General features: G+C 69.0%; 13 protein-coding genes. 12 read left to right on the top strand and 1 reads right to left on the bottom strand.

All coding sequences use genetic code 11. The features are described 5' to 3' along the window. From ADBZ6I_RS10490 to ADBZ6I_RS10475, 4 genes are all read left to right on the top strand, one after another. Window positions 1-700: LLM class flavin-dependent oxidoreductase (locus ADBZ6I_RS10490; protein WP_526383513.1), on the top strand; the 700-nt coding region annotated here is incomplete at its 5' end. Between the two features lie 72 nt (window positions 701-772). Beyond that, window positions 773-2,146, top strand: coding sequence for a type II NADH:quinone oxidoreductase Ndh (ndh, locus tag ADBZ6I_RS10485; RefSeq protein ID WP_526383511.1), 1,374 nt, complete (start codon window positions 773-775; stop codon window positions 2,144-2,146). A gap of 72 nt (window positions 2,147-2,218) precedes the next feature. Beyond that, on the top strand, window positions 2,219-2,608 hold the full coding sequence (locus ADBZ6I_RS10480; protein ID WP_526383509.1) for a hemophore-related protein: 390 nt from the start codon (window positions 2,219-2,221) through the stop codon (window positions 2,606-2,608). Window positions 2,609-2,715: 107 nt separating this feature from the next. Continuing rightward, entirely contained in the window at window positions 2,716-4,017 is a 1,302-nt protein-coding gene (locus ADBZ6I_RS10475) for a sensor histidine kinase (RefSeq protein WP_526383517.1), read from the top strand. A 9-nt stretch (window positions 4,018-4,026) separates the two neighbouring features. Here the strand turns inward: ADBZ6I_RS10475 and ADBZ6I_RS10470 are convergent, their stop codons facing one another. After that, window positions 4,027-4,413: a PaaI family thioesterase gene (locus ADBZ6I_RS10470; RefSeq protein WP_526383515.1), complete on the bottom strand. Its 387-nt coding sequence runs from the start codon at window positions 4,411-4,413 to the stop codon at window positions 4,027-4,029. Between the two features lie 193 nt (window positions 4,414-4,606). Between ADBZ6I_RS10470 and ADBZ6I_RS10465 the strand changes: the two genes are divergently transcribed. The 8 genes from ADBZ6I_RS10465 to ADBZ6I_RS10430 form a co-directional block, all read left to right on the top strand. Continuing rightward, window positions 4,607-4,996, top strand: coding sequence for a BlaI/MecI/CopY family transcriptional regulator (locus ADBZ6I_RS10465; protein ID WP_526383507.1), 390 nt, complete (start codon window positions 4,607-4,609; stop codon window positions 4,994-4,996). Window positions 4,997-5,030: 34 nt separating this feature from the next. Then, a complete protein-coding gene (locus ADBZ6I_RS10460; RefSeq protein WP_526383505.1) occupies window positions 5,031-5,954 on the top strand; it encodes a M56 family metallopeptidase in 924 nt (307 codons plus the stop codon). Between the two features lie 26 nt (window positions 5,955-5,980). Then, window positions 5,981-7,432: an NADP-dependent phosphogluconate dehydrogenase gene (gene gnd / locus ADBZ6I_RS10455; RefSeq protein WP_526383503.1), complete on the top strand. Its 1,452-nt coding sequence runs from the start codon at window positions 5,981-5,983 to the stop codon at window positions 7,430-7,432. Between the two features lie 34 nt (window positions 7,433-7,466). Next, a complete protein-coding gene (locus ADBZ6I_RS10450; RefSeq protein WP_526383501.1) occupies window positions 7,467-8,906 on the top strand; it encodes a GuaB1 family IMP dehydrogenase-related protein in 1,440 nt (479 codons plus the stop codon). 98 nt (window positions 8,907-9,004) lie between these two features. Next, the gene (locus ADBZ6I_RS10445) at window positions 9,005-10,357 is read left to right on the top strand and encodes a CNNM domain-containing protein (RefSeq protein WP_526383499.1); all 1,353 of its coding nucleotides are present in this window, start codon (window positions 9,005-9,007) and stop codon (window positions 10,355-10,357) included. Further along, complete coding sequence (locus ADBZ6I_RS10440) at window positions 10,357-11,409, top strand: CBS domain-containing protein (RefSeq protein WP_526383497.1); 1,053 nt, start codon at window positions 10,357-10,359, stop codon at window positions 11,407-11,409. Before ADBZ6I_RS10445 ends, ADBZ6I_RS10440 begins: the two co-directional genes overlap by 1 nt. Next, window positions 11,402-12,298 (top strand): 3-methyladenine DNA glycosylase, encoded by an 897-nt coding sequence (locus ADBZ6I_RS10435; RefSeq protein WP_526383495.1) that lies wholly within the window; start codon window positions 11,402-11,404, stop codon window positions 12,296-12,298. Before ADBZ6I_RS10440 ends, ADBZ6I_RS10435 begins: the two co-directional genes overlap by 8 nt. 66 nt (window positions 12,299-12,364) lie before the next feature. After that, window positions 12,365-13,679 (top strand): malate synthase G (locus ADBZ6I_RS10430; protein ID WP_526383493.1); only part of this gene is annotated, 1,315 nt, incomplete at its 3' end.

Genomic DNA, 13,679 nt, shown 5'->3' with positions numbered 1-13,679 from the left:
GCAGCACGTCCAGCTGGGCACGCTGGTCACCGGCAACACCTACCGCAATCCCACGCTGCTGGCCAAGATCATCACCACGCTCGACGTGGTCAGCGGCGGCCGGGCTGTTCTCGGTGTCGGAACCGGGTGGTTCGAACTCGAACACACCCAGCTTGGTTTCGAGTTCGGGACGTTCACCGAGCGTTTCAAGAAGCTCGACGAGGCCCTGCAGATCATGCTGCCGATGATCGCCGGCGAGCGGGTGACGTTCGCGGGTGACTACTACCGCACCGAGCAGGCCATGGCCGAACCCCGCTTCCGCGACCACATTCCCCTGATGATCGGCGGCAGCGGGGAGAAGAAGACGTTCGGCCTGGCCGCCCGCTACTTCGACCACCTCAACATCATCGCGCCGTTCGCCGATCTGCCCGGCAAGGTCGCGGCTCTGCACCAGCGCTGCGAGGAGGCCGACCGCGATCCGGCGACGCTGGAGACCTCGGTGTTGCTCACCGCGATCCCGGACGCCAAGTTCACCGAGGACATGGTTCCGCCCGCGATGCGCGGACGGATGGCCGTCGGCAGCCCCGAGCAAATCGCCGAGACGGTCGCATCCAACGTCGTCGATGCGGGCATCGATGGCGTGATCGTGAATCTGCCGTCCCATGTGCCCGGGTCAATCAGCGCCGTCGGGGCGGCGCTGCGGCACGTCGTGGGGACATGATGCGAGACGCACGACAACGGCCCGCTAACGTGGTCCCGTTCTGTGCAGTCCGGCGTTGAATCAGGAGCGAAGATGACCCATCCAGGCGCCACCCCGTCGGATAAGCACAAGGTCGTCGTCATCGGTTCAGGCTTCGGCGGTCTCAACGCCGTCAAGAAGCTCAAGCGGGCCGACGTCGACATCAAGATGATCGCCAAGACCACCCATCACCTGTTCCAGCCGCTGCTCTACCAGGTGGCGACGGGAATCATCTCCGAAGGTGAGATCGCCCCGCTGACCCGGGTGATCCTGCGCAAGCAGCAGAACTGCCAGGTATTGCTGGGCGAGGTCACCAACATCGACCTCGCGAACAAGACGGTCGACTCGGTGCTCCTCGGGCACAGCTACCGCACCCCCTACGACTCGCTGATCGTGGCGGCCGGAGCGGGTCAGTCCTACTTCGGCAACGACCATTTCGCCGAGTGGGCGCCCGGCATGAAGACCATCGACGATGCCCTGGAACTGCGCGGCCGCATCCTCGGCGCGTTCGAGCAGGCCGAGCGGTCCAGCGATCCCGAACGCCGCGCCAAGCTGCTGACCTTCGTGGTCGTCGGCGCCGGCCCCACCGGCGTGGAAATGGCCGGGCAGATCGCCGAACTCGCCGACCACACCCTCAAGGGCGCCTTCCGCCACATCGACTCCACCAAGGCCCGGGTGATCCTGCTCGACGCCGCTCCCGCGGTGCTGCCGCCGATGGGCAAGAAGCTGGGGCTCAAGGCTGCCGCCCGGCTGGAGAAGCTCGGTGTGGAGATCCAGCTCGGTGCGATGGTCACCAACGTCGACCGCAACGGAATCAACGTCAAGTACGGCGACGGACGCGAAGAGCGCATCGAGTGCCAGACCAAGGTGTGGTCGGCCGGTGTCGCGGCCAGCCCGCTGGGCACGATGGTCGCCGACCAGTCCGGCGCCGAGGTGGACCGGGCCGGCCGGGTCAAGGTGCTCCCGGATCTCACGCTGCCGGGGTATCCCGAGGTCTTCGTGGTCGGTGACATGGCGCTGGTCGAGGGCGTTCCCGGACAGGCGCAGGGCGCCATCCAGGGCGCCAAGTACGCCGCCAAACTGATCAAGGCCGAACTTAACGGGGCCAATCCGGCCGCCCGCGAGCCGTTCAAGTACTTCGACAAGGGCTCCATGGCCACCGTGTCGCGGTACTCCGCGGTGGTCCAGGTCGGCCCGCTGGAGTTCGGCGGGTTCATCGGCTGGCTGTCCTGGCTGTTCCTGCACCTGATCTACCTGGTCGGGTTCAAGGCCCGGCTCACCACGGCGCTGTCCTGGGTCTCGACGTTCATCGGCAGCCAGCGCGGCCAGCTGACCATCACCGAGCAGCAGGCCTACGCCCGCACCCGGATCGAGCAGCTCGAAGAGATCGCCGAACGCGTCGAAGACGCCGAAATCGCCGCCTACTGACCGGCGCACGGTTGAACATCGGCCGGGCTCCAATAGCATGATGACCACACGAACCACGCAAGGGGAAAAGTCATGTCAGCTGCCAGCCGCTCACGCCGGGTGTCCGTTTTTCGCACTGCGGCGGTGACGCTGGGTGCCGCAGGTGCCGTTCTGGTCGCCACCCCCGGCCTGGCCGCTGCCGACCCGCTGCCTCCGGGTTGCACCAGCGCCGACATGACCGGCGTGATGTCGGGTATCTCGGCCGCGATGTCGGCGTACCTGCTCACCCACCCCGATGTGAACAACTTCTTCACCGGTCTGCAGGGTCAGCCGAAGGCCGCGGTACGCGACCAGACCGAGGCCTACCTCAACGCCAACCCGAACGTGCGTGCCGACCTGGAGGGCATCCGCAAGCCCTCGCGGGACTTCCGCGATCGCTGCAACCTGCCGCAGCGGGCGCTGGTCCTGGCCGACACCATCTAACTGCGGGCACGCCGCGCCCTGACGTCTTTTCCGCGGGCGTCGGGTCCGTCCTCATCGTGAAACCCAACGAAGTCGTCTATCGGCTGTTGCAGCGCCTGCCCACCCGGATGCTGTCGCTGCGCACCATCGTGATCGCCGCTGCCCTGGGGGTCGTGGTGCTGGTCCTGACCCTGGGCACCTGGGTGTGGGTCGGCGTCACCAACGACCAGTACAGCCAGCTGGACCGGCGGCTGGACTCGGTCAGCAGTCTCGGTGACGTCAGCACCCTGTTGTCCGGGCCGCCCGCCGCCGGGAACCCCAGCCCGGACGGCAGCCTGGTGCGTAGCGTCCGGGTGGGCGGCTCGACGGTGTCCGTGCCCTCCGACGTCGTGCTACCGAAACTGGCCGACGGCTACACCAACACCACGATCGACGGCGTCGAGTACCGCGTCCGCTCCTTCACCGTGGGGATGGCGTCGATTGCGCTCGGCGCGCCGGTGACCGAAACCCAGCGCCGCATCGCCGAACTGCACTGGCGCGTCGTCGGCATCTGCGGCGGGGTCATCATCGGCACCGTCATCGTCGGCTGGTTCTTCGCGCTGATCATGATCGACCCGTTCCGGCTGCTGGCCCAGCAGGCCCGCGCCATCAACGCCCAGTCCAAACCCGAGGAGGTCCAGGTCCGCGGCGTCAGCGAGGCGGTGGAGATCGGCGAGGCGGTGGAGGGCATGCTGGCGCGCATCGGCGACGAGCAGGCCAGGACGAAAGCAGCACTGGAGTCGGCACGCGATTTCGCCGCGGTGGCCTCGCACGAACTGCGCACCCCGCTGACCGCGATGCGAACCAATCTGGAGGTGCTGTCCACCCTCGACCTCGACGGCGAGCAGCGCCGGGAGGTCATCGGGGAGACCATCCGCACCCAGAGCCGCATCGAAGCCACCCTGACGGCATTGGAGCGGCTGGCCCAGGGCGAACTGACCACGGCCGACGACTTCGTGTCCTTCGACGTCACCGAACTGCTCGACCGGGCGGCACACGATGCCGAACGCGTCTACCCGGATCTGCGGGTGTGGCTGGTGCCCTCGCCCGCGGTGCCGATGGTCGGTTTGCCTGCGGGGCTGCGACTAGTCATCGACAACGCCATCGCCAACGCCGTCCGGCACGGCGGCGCGACCGAGGTCCGGCTGGCCGTCCGGCACGCGCCCGACGGCGTGCAGATCATCGTCGACGACAACGGCAGCGGCGTACCCGAGCATGAACGGGCGGCGGTGTTCCGGCGGTTCTCCCGCGGCTCGACGGCCACCCACTCCGGTTCCGGACTGGGCCTTGCGCTGGTCGCTCAACAAGCCGAACTCCACGGCGGCACAGCGGCTTTGGAGACCAGCCCGCTCGGTGGAGCCCGGCTGTCGCTGAGCCTGTCGGCGAGTTAGGCCGGCCGGTTACGCCTGAGTTTCCAGGTTCTGCAGCCGGACCTGACCGCGGGCGATCAGCCGGTCCCGGTCGTCGCGGATGGTGACCAGCCACAACTGCTGACGCCGACCGCGGTGCACCGGTTCAGATACCCCGTAGACGGTCCCTTCGCTGACCGCCCGCAGAAAATCGGTGTTGTTGTTGACCCCGACGACATTGCCGCCCCCGTTAGCCGACAGCCAGGTGTAGGCCGACGTGCTGGCCATCGACTCGACCATGCCGCACCACACCCCACCGTGGACGATCCCCATCGGCTGGTGCACCGCCGGGGTGATGGTCAATGTGGCCGCTGCGCCGTCAGGCGTAAGTTCGGTGTAGGTCAGCCCGATGCCGATGTCGAACGGGGCGGGCGGCATGTCCTGGGGTTGCACGACTGTGTGTCTACACCGTCCGTGCGGCCACCCCTTCCCGGGGGGCGGGAACTCCGCGGTGAGCCGAAGCGTTGTGAACGCGGGCAAAGATTCCGGCGTTTAGTCTTCTGGAACAACGGGTACGACGTCGGGTAGTACTGGGGGATAAGATTAGGCGCCCGAGGGGAGAAACGAGCGCATGGCCAAGCTGACCGGTCTCGGTGACCTGGAACGCGCCGTCATGGACCAACTCTGGGACGCCGAGCGGCCACAGACGGTTCGCCAGGTCCACGAAGCGCTCGCCGCCCGGCGCGACCTCGCCTACACCACCGTCATGACGGTGCTGCAACGACTGGCCCATAAGAACCTGGTGCTTCAGCTCCGCGACGACCGCGCCCACCGCTACGTCCCGACCCACGGCCGCGACGACCTGGTGGCCGGATTGATGGTCGATGCGCTGGACCAAGCTGCCGACTCCGGCGACCGGCAGGCCGCCCTGATGAATTTCGTGGAACGGGTGGGCGCCGACGAAGCCGACGCGCTGCGCCGGGCGCTGGCTGAACTGGAGACCAAACAGGGGATCCGCTAGCGGTCGTCACTTCCGCTAAGGGAGACTGTCAGGCGTGTCAGCGCTGGCCTTCACCGTCCTCGCCCTCGTGCTGGTAGGCCCGGTCCCGGCGTTGCTGGCGGAAGCCTCGTGGCCCTTGCGCGCTCCACGCGCCGCTGTCGTGCTGTGGCAATCGATCGCCGTCGCGGCGGTGCTGTCCACATTCAGCGCCGGCCTTTCCATTGCCGCTCTGCTGTTCGTACCCGGCCCGGACGGCCGTCCCACCTCCGATATCGGAGAGCAGATCGCCACCCTCGGATTGACCCGGTGGTCGTGTTCGGTGCTGATGCTGGCGCTGACCCTGATGGTCGGCGTCCGACTCGGATTGGCCCTCATCGCGGTGGCGGTCAGCACCCGCCGCCGCCGCGCGCGCCACCGGATGGTGGTGGACCTGCTCAGCGAACACCCGCGCGACCTCGATCGGGTGCGCGTGTTGGACCGGGCCGAACCGCTGGCCTACTGCCTGCCGGGGATGCGCAGCCGGGTGGTGCTGAGTCGCGGCACACTGGCCGCGCTGAGCGGGCCGGAACTGGCCGCGATCCTGCGGCACGAACGCGCTCATCTTCGCGCCCGCCACGACCTGGTCCTGGAGGCCTTCGTCGTCGCGCACACCGCCTTCCCGCGGTTCGTTCGCAGCGGCACTGCGCTCGACGCGGTGCGGCTGCTGGTCGAACTGCTCGCCGACGACGCCGCGGTGCGCGCCGCGGGCCGCAACCCGCTGGCCAGGGCGCTGGTCACCTGCGCATGCGGACCCACACCCGCCGGCGCGATGGCGGCCGGCGGAACCAGCACCGTGGTGCGGGTACGCCGACTGGCCGGGCCGCCCAACAGTGTGCCGATCGCGCTGGCCGCCTACTGCGCCGCCGCGGCGATCCTGGTGATTCCCACCATCGCGGTGGCCGTCCCATGGCTGACTGAGCTGCACCGGCTCTGGCCCTGAACCGACCCCACAAGAAAGAGGCGAGAATGAGCGCATCCCCGAAACCCACCGCGCAGATCGGCGTCACCGGCCTGGCGGTCATGGGTTCCAACATTGCGCGGAACTTCGCCCGGCACGGCTATACCGTCGCGCTGCACAACCGCTCCATCGGCCGCACCGACACGCTGCTGGCCGAGCACGGTTCGGAGGGGAATTTCGTGCGGTCGGATTCGGTCGAGGAATTCCTGGCCGCGCTGGAGCGGCCGCGCCGGGTGCTGATCATGGTGAAGGCCGGTGAAGCCACCGACGCGGTGATCAACGAGCTGGCCGATGCCATGGAGCCCGGCGACATCATCATCGACGGCGGCAACGCTCTCTACACCGACACCATTCGCCGCGAGAAAGCGATGGCCGATCGCGGCCTGCACTTCGTGGGCGCCGGGATCTCCGGCGGCGAGGAGGGGGCGCTCAACGGGCCCTCGATCATGCCGGGCGGCCCGAAGGAGTCCTACGCGTCGCTGGGCCCGTTGCTGGAGGAAATCTCCGCCAAGGTCGACGGGGTGCCCTGCTGCGCCCATATCGGACCCGACGGCGCCGGGCACTTCGTCAAGATGGTGCACAACGGCATCGAGTACTCCGACATGCAGCTGATCGGCGAGGCTTACCAGCTGCTGCGCGACGGCCTCGGGCTGACGGCGCGGCAGATCGCCGACGTCTTCACCGAATGGAATTCCGGCGACCTGGACAGCTTCCTGGTGGAGATCACCGCCGAAGTGCTGCGTCAGGTCGACGCCAAGACCTCCCAGCCGCTGGTAGACGTGATCGTCGACGAAGCCGAGCAGAAGGGCACCGGCCGCTGGACGGTCAAGTCGGCCCTGGACCTGGGCGTGCCGGTCACCGGCATCGCCGAGGCGGTGTTCGCCCGGGCGCTGTCCGGTTCGGTGCCGCAGCGCCGGGCCGCTGCCGGGCTGGCATCCGGTGAGCTCGGCGAACGGCCCACCGACGCACAGCGATTCACCGAGGACGTCCGCCAGGCGCTGTACGCCTCCAAGATCATCGCCTACGCGCAGGGCTTCAACCAGATTCAGGCCGGCTCCGACGAGTACGACTGGGGCATCACCCCTGGTGTGCTGGCCACCATCTGGCGGGGCGGCTGCATCATCCGGGCCAAGTTCCTCAACCGGATCAAGGAGGCGTTCGACGCCGACCCCGGTCTGCCGACCCTGCTCGCCGACCCGTACTTCCGCAGCGCGGTGGAGTCGGGCGTCGACGGCTGGCGCCGGGTGGTCGTGACCGCCACCGAACTGGGCATCCCGATCCCGGGCTTCTCCTCGGCGCTGTCGTACTACGACGGTCTGCGCACCGAACGCCTTCCCGCCGCACTGATCCAGGGCCAGCGCGACTTCTTCGGCGCCCACACCTACGGCCGCACGGACGCCGACCCGGCCGCGCGGTTCCACACCCAGTGGAGCGGCGACCACACGGAAGTGCAGATGTAGCCGCCCGTGAGAATGCACTCGTGAGGTTTCACTCGTGAGGTTTCTGGAGGGTCACTCCCCCAGCTACGACCTGACCTACAACGACGTCTTCGTCGTCCCGAACTCCTCGGATGTGGTGTCCCGCTTCGATGTTGACCTGGCGACCGCTGACGGCACCGGCACCACCATCCCGGTGGTGGTGGCCAATATGACCGCGGTCGCCGGACGGCGGATGGCCGAGACGGTGGCCCGTCGCGGCGGCATCGTAGTGATCCCCCAGGACCTGCCCGTCGACGCCGTCCGCACGACGGTGGAGTTCGTCAAAAGCCGCGACCTGGTGGCCGACACCCCGGTCACCCTCACCGGCGACGACTCGGTGTCCGACGCCATCGCGCTGATCCACAAGCGGGCGCACGGTGCCGCGGTGGTCGTCGATGCCGCCGGGCGGCCAACCGGCTTGGTCACCGACGCCGCGACCGCCGGCGTGGACCGGTTCGCCCGGGTCCGTGACATCGCGCTGACCGACTTCGTCACCGCACCGCTGGACACCGACCCGCGGCGGTTGTTCGAACTGCTGGAGAACCGGCCTGTCGGGGTGGCGGTGCTGACCGCGCCGGACGGCTCGCTGGGCGGGGTGCTCACCCGGACCGGGGCGGTGCGGGCCGGCATCTACTCCCCGGCCGTCGACGCCGCCGGGCGGCTGCGGGTGGCGGCGGCCGTCGGCATCAATGGCGACGTGGCAGCCAAGGCCCGCGCGCTGGCCGAAGCCGGGATCGACGTCCTGGTGATCGACACCGCACACGGCCATCAGCACAAGATGATCGAGACCATCAAGGCGGTCGCAGCCCTGGACCTGGGCATCCCGCTGGCGGCGGGCAACGTGGTGTCCGCCCAGGGCACCCGGGACCTGATCGCGGCGGGCGCCTCCATCGTCAAGGTCGGCGTCGGCCCGGGGGCGATGTGCACCACCCGCATGATGACCGGCGTCGGGCGTCCGCAGTTCTCCGCGGTGCTCGAATGCGCTAGGGCGGCAAAGGAACTCGGCGGGCACATCTGGGCCGACGGCGGGGTCAGGCATCCCCGCGACGTCGCCCTGGCGCTAGCGGCCGGCGCGGCCAACGTGATGATCGGCTCCTGGTTCGCCGGCACCTACGAGTCGCCCGGGGACCTGATGTTCGACCGCGACGGCCGGCCCTACAAGGAGAGCTACGGGATGGCCTCCAAACGCGCCGTCGCCGCCCGCACGTCCGCCGACAGCGGATTCGACCGGGCCCGCAAAGCGCTGTTCGAGGAGGGCATCTCGTCGTCGCGGATGGCGTTGGACCCCGACCGCGGCGGTGTCGAGGACCTGCTGGACCACATCACCTCGGGGGTTCGCAGCACCTGCACCTACGTCGGGGCGGCCAACCTCGCCGAACTGCACGAACGGGTGGTACTGGGCGTGCAGTCGTCGGCCGGATTCGCCGAAGGTCACCCCCTGCCGGCCGGCTGGTAGGACACGCGCCCCCGTAGAACGGCTACCATTGCCCCTCTGTTCTGCGAGCGGGAAGGGGTCGGCGTGCCGCAGGCCCCTGGGCGGCCGATGGAGACCCGGTGAACGTCGTCTCCGTTGCGCTGAGCCTGCTCGGCTTCGTTCTGCTCACCCTGGGCACCGCGGTGTTCGTGGCCGCGGAGTTCTCGCTGACCGCCCTGGAACGCAGCACCGTCGACGCCAACGCCCGCACCGGCGGTCCGCGCGACCGGATGGTCCAAAAGGCGCACCGCACACTGTCCTTCCAGCTCTCCGGCGCCCAGGTCGGCATTTCGATCACCACGCTGATCACCGGCTATCTCGCCGAACCGGTGATCGCGCGCCTGCTGGTTCCGGTGACCACGGCCGTCGGCATCCCCGAAGGCTGGGTCGACGCGGTGGCCCTGATCCTGGCGCTGATCATCGCGACCTCGGTGTCGATGGTGTTCGGCGAGCTGGTCGCCCAGTACCTGGCGATCGCCGTGCCGTTGCGCACCGCGCGGATCGTGTCCGGTCCGCAGGTGTTCTTCTCCGCCGCCGTCACCCCGCTGATCCGGCTGACCAACGGGGCCGCGAACTGGATTCTGCTGCGGTTCGGCATCCAACCGGCCGACGAGCTGTCGTCGGCGCGCTCGCCCCAGGAACTGGTGTCGCTGGTCCGCACCTCGGCCAGGCAGGGTGCGCTGGATCAGCCCACCGCCGACCTGGTCGACCGGTCGCTGCAGTTCGGCGCCCGTTCCGCCGAGGAGTTCATGACCCCGCGCTCCAAGATCGAGTCGCTGGAAGCCGACGACACCGTCGCCGACCTGCTGGAGATGGTGCGGCAGACCGGTCACTCCAGGTTCCCGGTCACCCGCGGCGATCTGGACGAGACCCTCGGGGTGGTGCACGTCAAACAGGTCTTCGAGATTCCGCACTCCGAGCGGATGTCGGTCCGGGTTGGCTCGTTGGCCCTGCACGTCCCGGTGGTGCCCTCCACCCTGGACGGCGACGCGCTGATGGGGCAGATGCGCGCCAACGGCCTGCAGACCGCCCTGGTGGCCGACGAGTACGGCGGCATCGCCGGCATGGTGACCGTGGAGGACCTGATCGAGGAGATCGTCGGCGACATCCGCGACGAACACGACGCGTTCAATCCCGAGGTCGTCGTGATCGCCGGCGGACACCGGGTTTCGGGTCTGCTGCGCATCGACGAGGTGGCCGATCGGACCGGTTTCCGCGCCCCGGAGGGCGACTACGAGACGATCGGCGGCCTGGTCATGGCCGAACTGGGCAGCATACCGGCCGAGGGTGATGCGGTGCGGCTGCGCGGGTTCGAGCCGGACTCCCTCGATGATCCGCCGCGCTGGCAGGCCACCGTGGCGCGGATGGACGGGCGCCGCATCGACTTGGTCGACCTGGTCAGACTCGCCCACGACGAGGAGTACCGGGACTGATGGGCGACCTTTTCGGTGTTGTGCTCACGGTGCTGCTCGTCGCCGCCAACGCGTTCTTCGTCGGAGCCGAGTTCGCCCTGATCTCGGCCCGCCGCGACCGGCTGGAAGCGCTGGCCGAACAGGGCAAGCACAGCGCGGTGACGGTGATCCGGGCGGGCGAGAACCTCGCGGTGATGCTGGCCGGTGCCCAGCTGGGCATCACGATCGGCTCGATCATCCTGGGCCGGGTCGGCGAACCGGCGGTGGCCCATCTGCTCTCTCCGGTCTTCGACCTGCTGGGCGTTCCCGAAGCCGTGCTGCACACCGTCTCGTTCGTGGTAGCGCTGACGATCGTCGTCATTCTGCACGTGCTGCTCGGCGAGATGGTGCCGAAGAACATCGCACTGGCCGGGCCCGAGAAAGCCGCCATGCTGCTGGTCCCGCCGTACCTGCTGTGGGTCAAGCTGACCCGGCCGGTGATCGCCGTCTACGACTGGTGTGCGCGCACCATCGTGCGGGCGCTGGGCGTGGAACCCAAGACCGAGCTGGAGAACACCGTCTCGATGGTCGAACTGGCCGAGATGATCGCCCAGTCCCGCTCGGAAGGACTACTCGACCCCGAAGAGCACATGCGGCTGTCCCGCGCGCTGCAGATTCGCAACCGGGCGGCCGGTGACGTGGCGATCCCGTTGGACCGGATCCAGACGGTTCCGGTGGCCGCGCCCGGCACCGGTCCTGCCGTCGCCGCCGTCGAGCGGGCGCTGGCCAAGACCGGGTACTCCCGCTTCCCGGTCGTCGAGGCCGACGGCCGATTCGTCGGCTTCGTGCACATCAAGGACATGCTGGATCTCGTCGACGACCCCGACGCGGTGGTCGGCGTCTCGGCGGTACGCCGGCTGCTGCGGCTGCCGGCCGCCATGCCGCTGCCCGATGCGTTGTCCCGGCTGCGCCAGGACAACAGCCATCTGGCACTGCTCACCGGTGACGGCGGTGCGGTGTGCGGGATGGTGGCTCTGGAAGACCTCGTCGAGGATCTGGTGGGGACGGTGCGCGACGGCATGCACCGTGGCTGAGGCGGTTCTTGACGAGCGTGTCTGGACCGACCGCGCAGACGCCCACGCCGCCAGGGTGGACGCGTTCACCGCCGACCACCAGGCTCGCGCCCGCCGCGGCGCCGCCCATCCCGTCTGGGACTTCCTGTTCACCTACTACAGCCTGCGGCCCCGCCACCTGCGGATCTGGCACCCCGGATACGGCGCCGTGCTGGCCGGACCGGCAGCACGCGCCTATCAGCAGCGCAGCAGCTACCGCACCACCCCCGACGGCGTGACGGTCAGCGACGAGTACCTGGCCTCCCGCATTCCGACGGTGCGGTTCGTCGCCGATCTGCTGCGCGCCACCGCCGCCCGCGCGCCCCGCTTCGGCTGCTTCGGTATGCACGAGTGGGCCATGGTGTACCGGGCCGGCTCGCCGCGCCATGCCGGCGTTCCGCTGCGCCTCGGTGCCGCCGGCACCGATGCCGTCGTGGAGTCGATGCCGTTGCGCTGCAGCCACTTCGACGCATACCGCTTCTTCACCGCGCCGGCCGTGGGCCGCAACGAGGACCGTCTGAGCCGCGAGCGCCAGCCCGAGACCGAGCAACCGGGCTGCCTGCACGCGAACATGGACCTCTACAAGTGGTCCTACAAGCTGGGGCCGCTGGTGGACTCCGACGTGGTGATGGACTGCCTGGAGCTGGCCGGCGCGGCCCGGCTACTGGACATGCAGGCCAGCCCGTATGACCTGGCTCAGTACGGGTTTGAGCCGGTCGCCATCGAGGAACCCGCTGGCCGTGCCGAATATGCCCGCCGCCAGGGCCTGCTCGCCGAGCGGGCGGCTCCGCTGCGCGCCGCGCTGCTGGCACGCTGCGAGCAACTACTCGTTGCGAGCGCCCGGCGTGCCGCGCCGTCGGCGGCCGGCTGACCGGCGGATAGGATCAACCGACTTGCCAGCACGGAGGAATACCGACTCTCCAGCACGGAGGAACTAATGACCGATCGGGTCGTCGTGGGCGATTTGCGGGTGGCCAAGCCGCTGTACGACTTCATCACCAACGAGGCGTTGCCGGGCACCGGGGTCGATCCCGCCAGCTTCTGGGCCGGCGTGGACAAGGTCATCGCCGACCTCACGCCCCGCAACGACGAACTGCTGGCCCGCCGCGATGACCTGCAGGCGCAGATCGACCGGTGGCACCGTCAGCGCATCGTCGGTGGCTTCGAACCGGCCGAGTACAAGCAGTTCCTGACCGGCATCGGCTACCTGCAGCCGGACCCCGGCGACTTCACCATCAGCACCTCCGGAGTGGATCCCGAGATCACCTCGACGGCCGGCCCGCAGCTCGTCGTTCCGATCCTCAATGCCCGGTTCGCGCTCAACGCCGCCAACGCCCGGTGGGGTTCGCTGTACGACGCCCTGTACGGCACCGACGTCATCAGCGAATCCGACGGCGCGGGGAAGGTCGGCGAGGATGGCCGGGCCTACAACCGGGTGCGCGGCGACACGGTGATCGGCTACGCCCGGCGCTTCCTCGACGACGTCGTCCCGCTGGCCGAGGGCAGCTACCGCGACGTCCGGAGGTTCCTGGTCGAAGAGGGCCGACTGGAGGTCGCCCTGGACGACGGCGGCGTCACCGGCCTGGCCGATTCGGCCCAGTTCGCCGGGTACCTCGGCGATCCGCAGGCACCCACCTCGGTGCTGCTGGTCAACCACGGCCTGCACATCGAGATCCAGATCGACGCCGCCTCCCCCATCGGGTCGACCGATCCGGCCGGCATCAAAGATGTCGTGTTGGAGTCGGCGATCACCACGATCATGGATTTCGAGGACTCGGTGGCCGCCGTCGACGCCGACGACAAGGTGCTCGGCTACCGGAACTGGCTGGGGCTCAACAGGGGTGATCTGGCCGAGCAGGTCAGCAAGGGCGGCAAGACCTTCACCCGGGTGCTCAGCGGCGACCGGTCCTACACCGCCGCTGGATCCAATGTCGCCGACGGATCGGCTCCAGCTGGCTCCGAGCTGACGCTGCCCGGCCGCAGCCTGCTCTTCGTCCGCAACGTCGGCCACCTGATGACCAACGACGCGATCGTGGACTCCAACGGACGCGAGGTCTACGAGGGCATTCAGGACGCCCTGTTCACCAGCCTGATCGCGCTGCACGGACTCGGCGGGCAGAACAGCCGCACCGGCTCGATCTACATCGTCAAGCCCAAGATGCACGGCCCCGACGAGGTGGCCTACACCTGCGAGCTGTTCAGCCGGGTGGAGGACGTGCTCGGCCTGCCGGCCAACACCATCAAGGTCGGCA

Source organism: Mycobacterium sp. (assembly GCF_044342925.1).
GTDB lineage: Bacteria > Actinomycetota > Actinomycetes > Mycobacteriales > Mycobacteriaceae > Mycobacterium.
This window is presented reverse-complemented; position numbering and strand designations above follow the sequence as displayed.

Excerpts from the sequence above, each read along its gene's own strand:
- ADBZ6I_RS10440 (WP_526383497.1), top strand. The coding sequence starts at position 10,357 with ATGGGCGACCTTTTCGGTGTTGTGCTCACGGTGCTGCTCGTCGCCGCC.
- ADBZ6I_RS10475 (WP_526383517.1), top strand. The coding sequence starts at position 2,716 with ATGCTGTCGCTGCGCACCATCGTGATCGCCGCTGCCCTGGGGGTCGTG.
- ADBZ6I_RS10480 (WP_526383509.1), top strand. The coding sequence starts at position 2,219 with ATGTCAGCTGCCAGCCGCTCACGCCGGGTGTCCGTTTTTCGCACTGCG.
- ndh (WP_526383511.1), top strand. The coding sequence starts at position 773 with ATGACCCATCCAGGCGCCACCCCGTCGGATAAGCACAAGGTCGTCGTC.
- gnd (WP_526383503.1), top strand. The coding sequence starts at position 5,981 with ATGAGCGCATCCCCGAAACCCACCGCGCAGATCGGCGTCACCGGCCTG.
- ADBZ6I_RS10470 (WP_526383515.1), bottom strand. The coding sequence starts at position 4,413 with ATGCCGCCCGCCCCGTTCGACATCGGCATCGGGCTGACCTACACCGAA.
- ADBZ6I_RS10465 (WP_526383507.1), top strand. The coding sequence starts at position 4,607 with ATGGCCAAGCTGACCGGTCTCGGTGACCTGGAACGCGCCGTCATGGAC.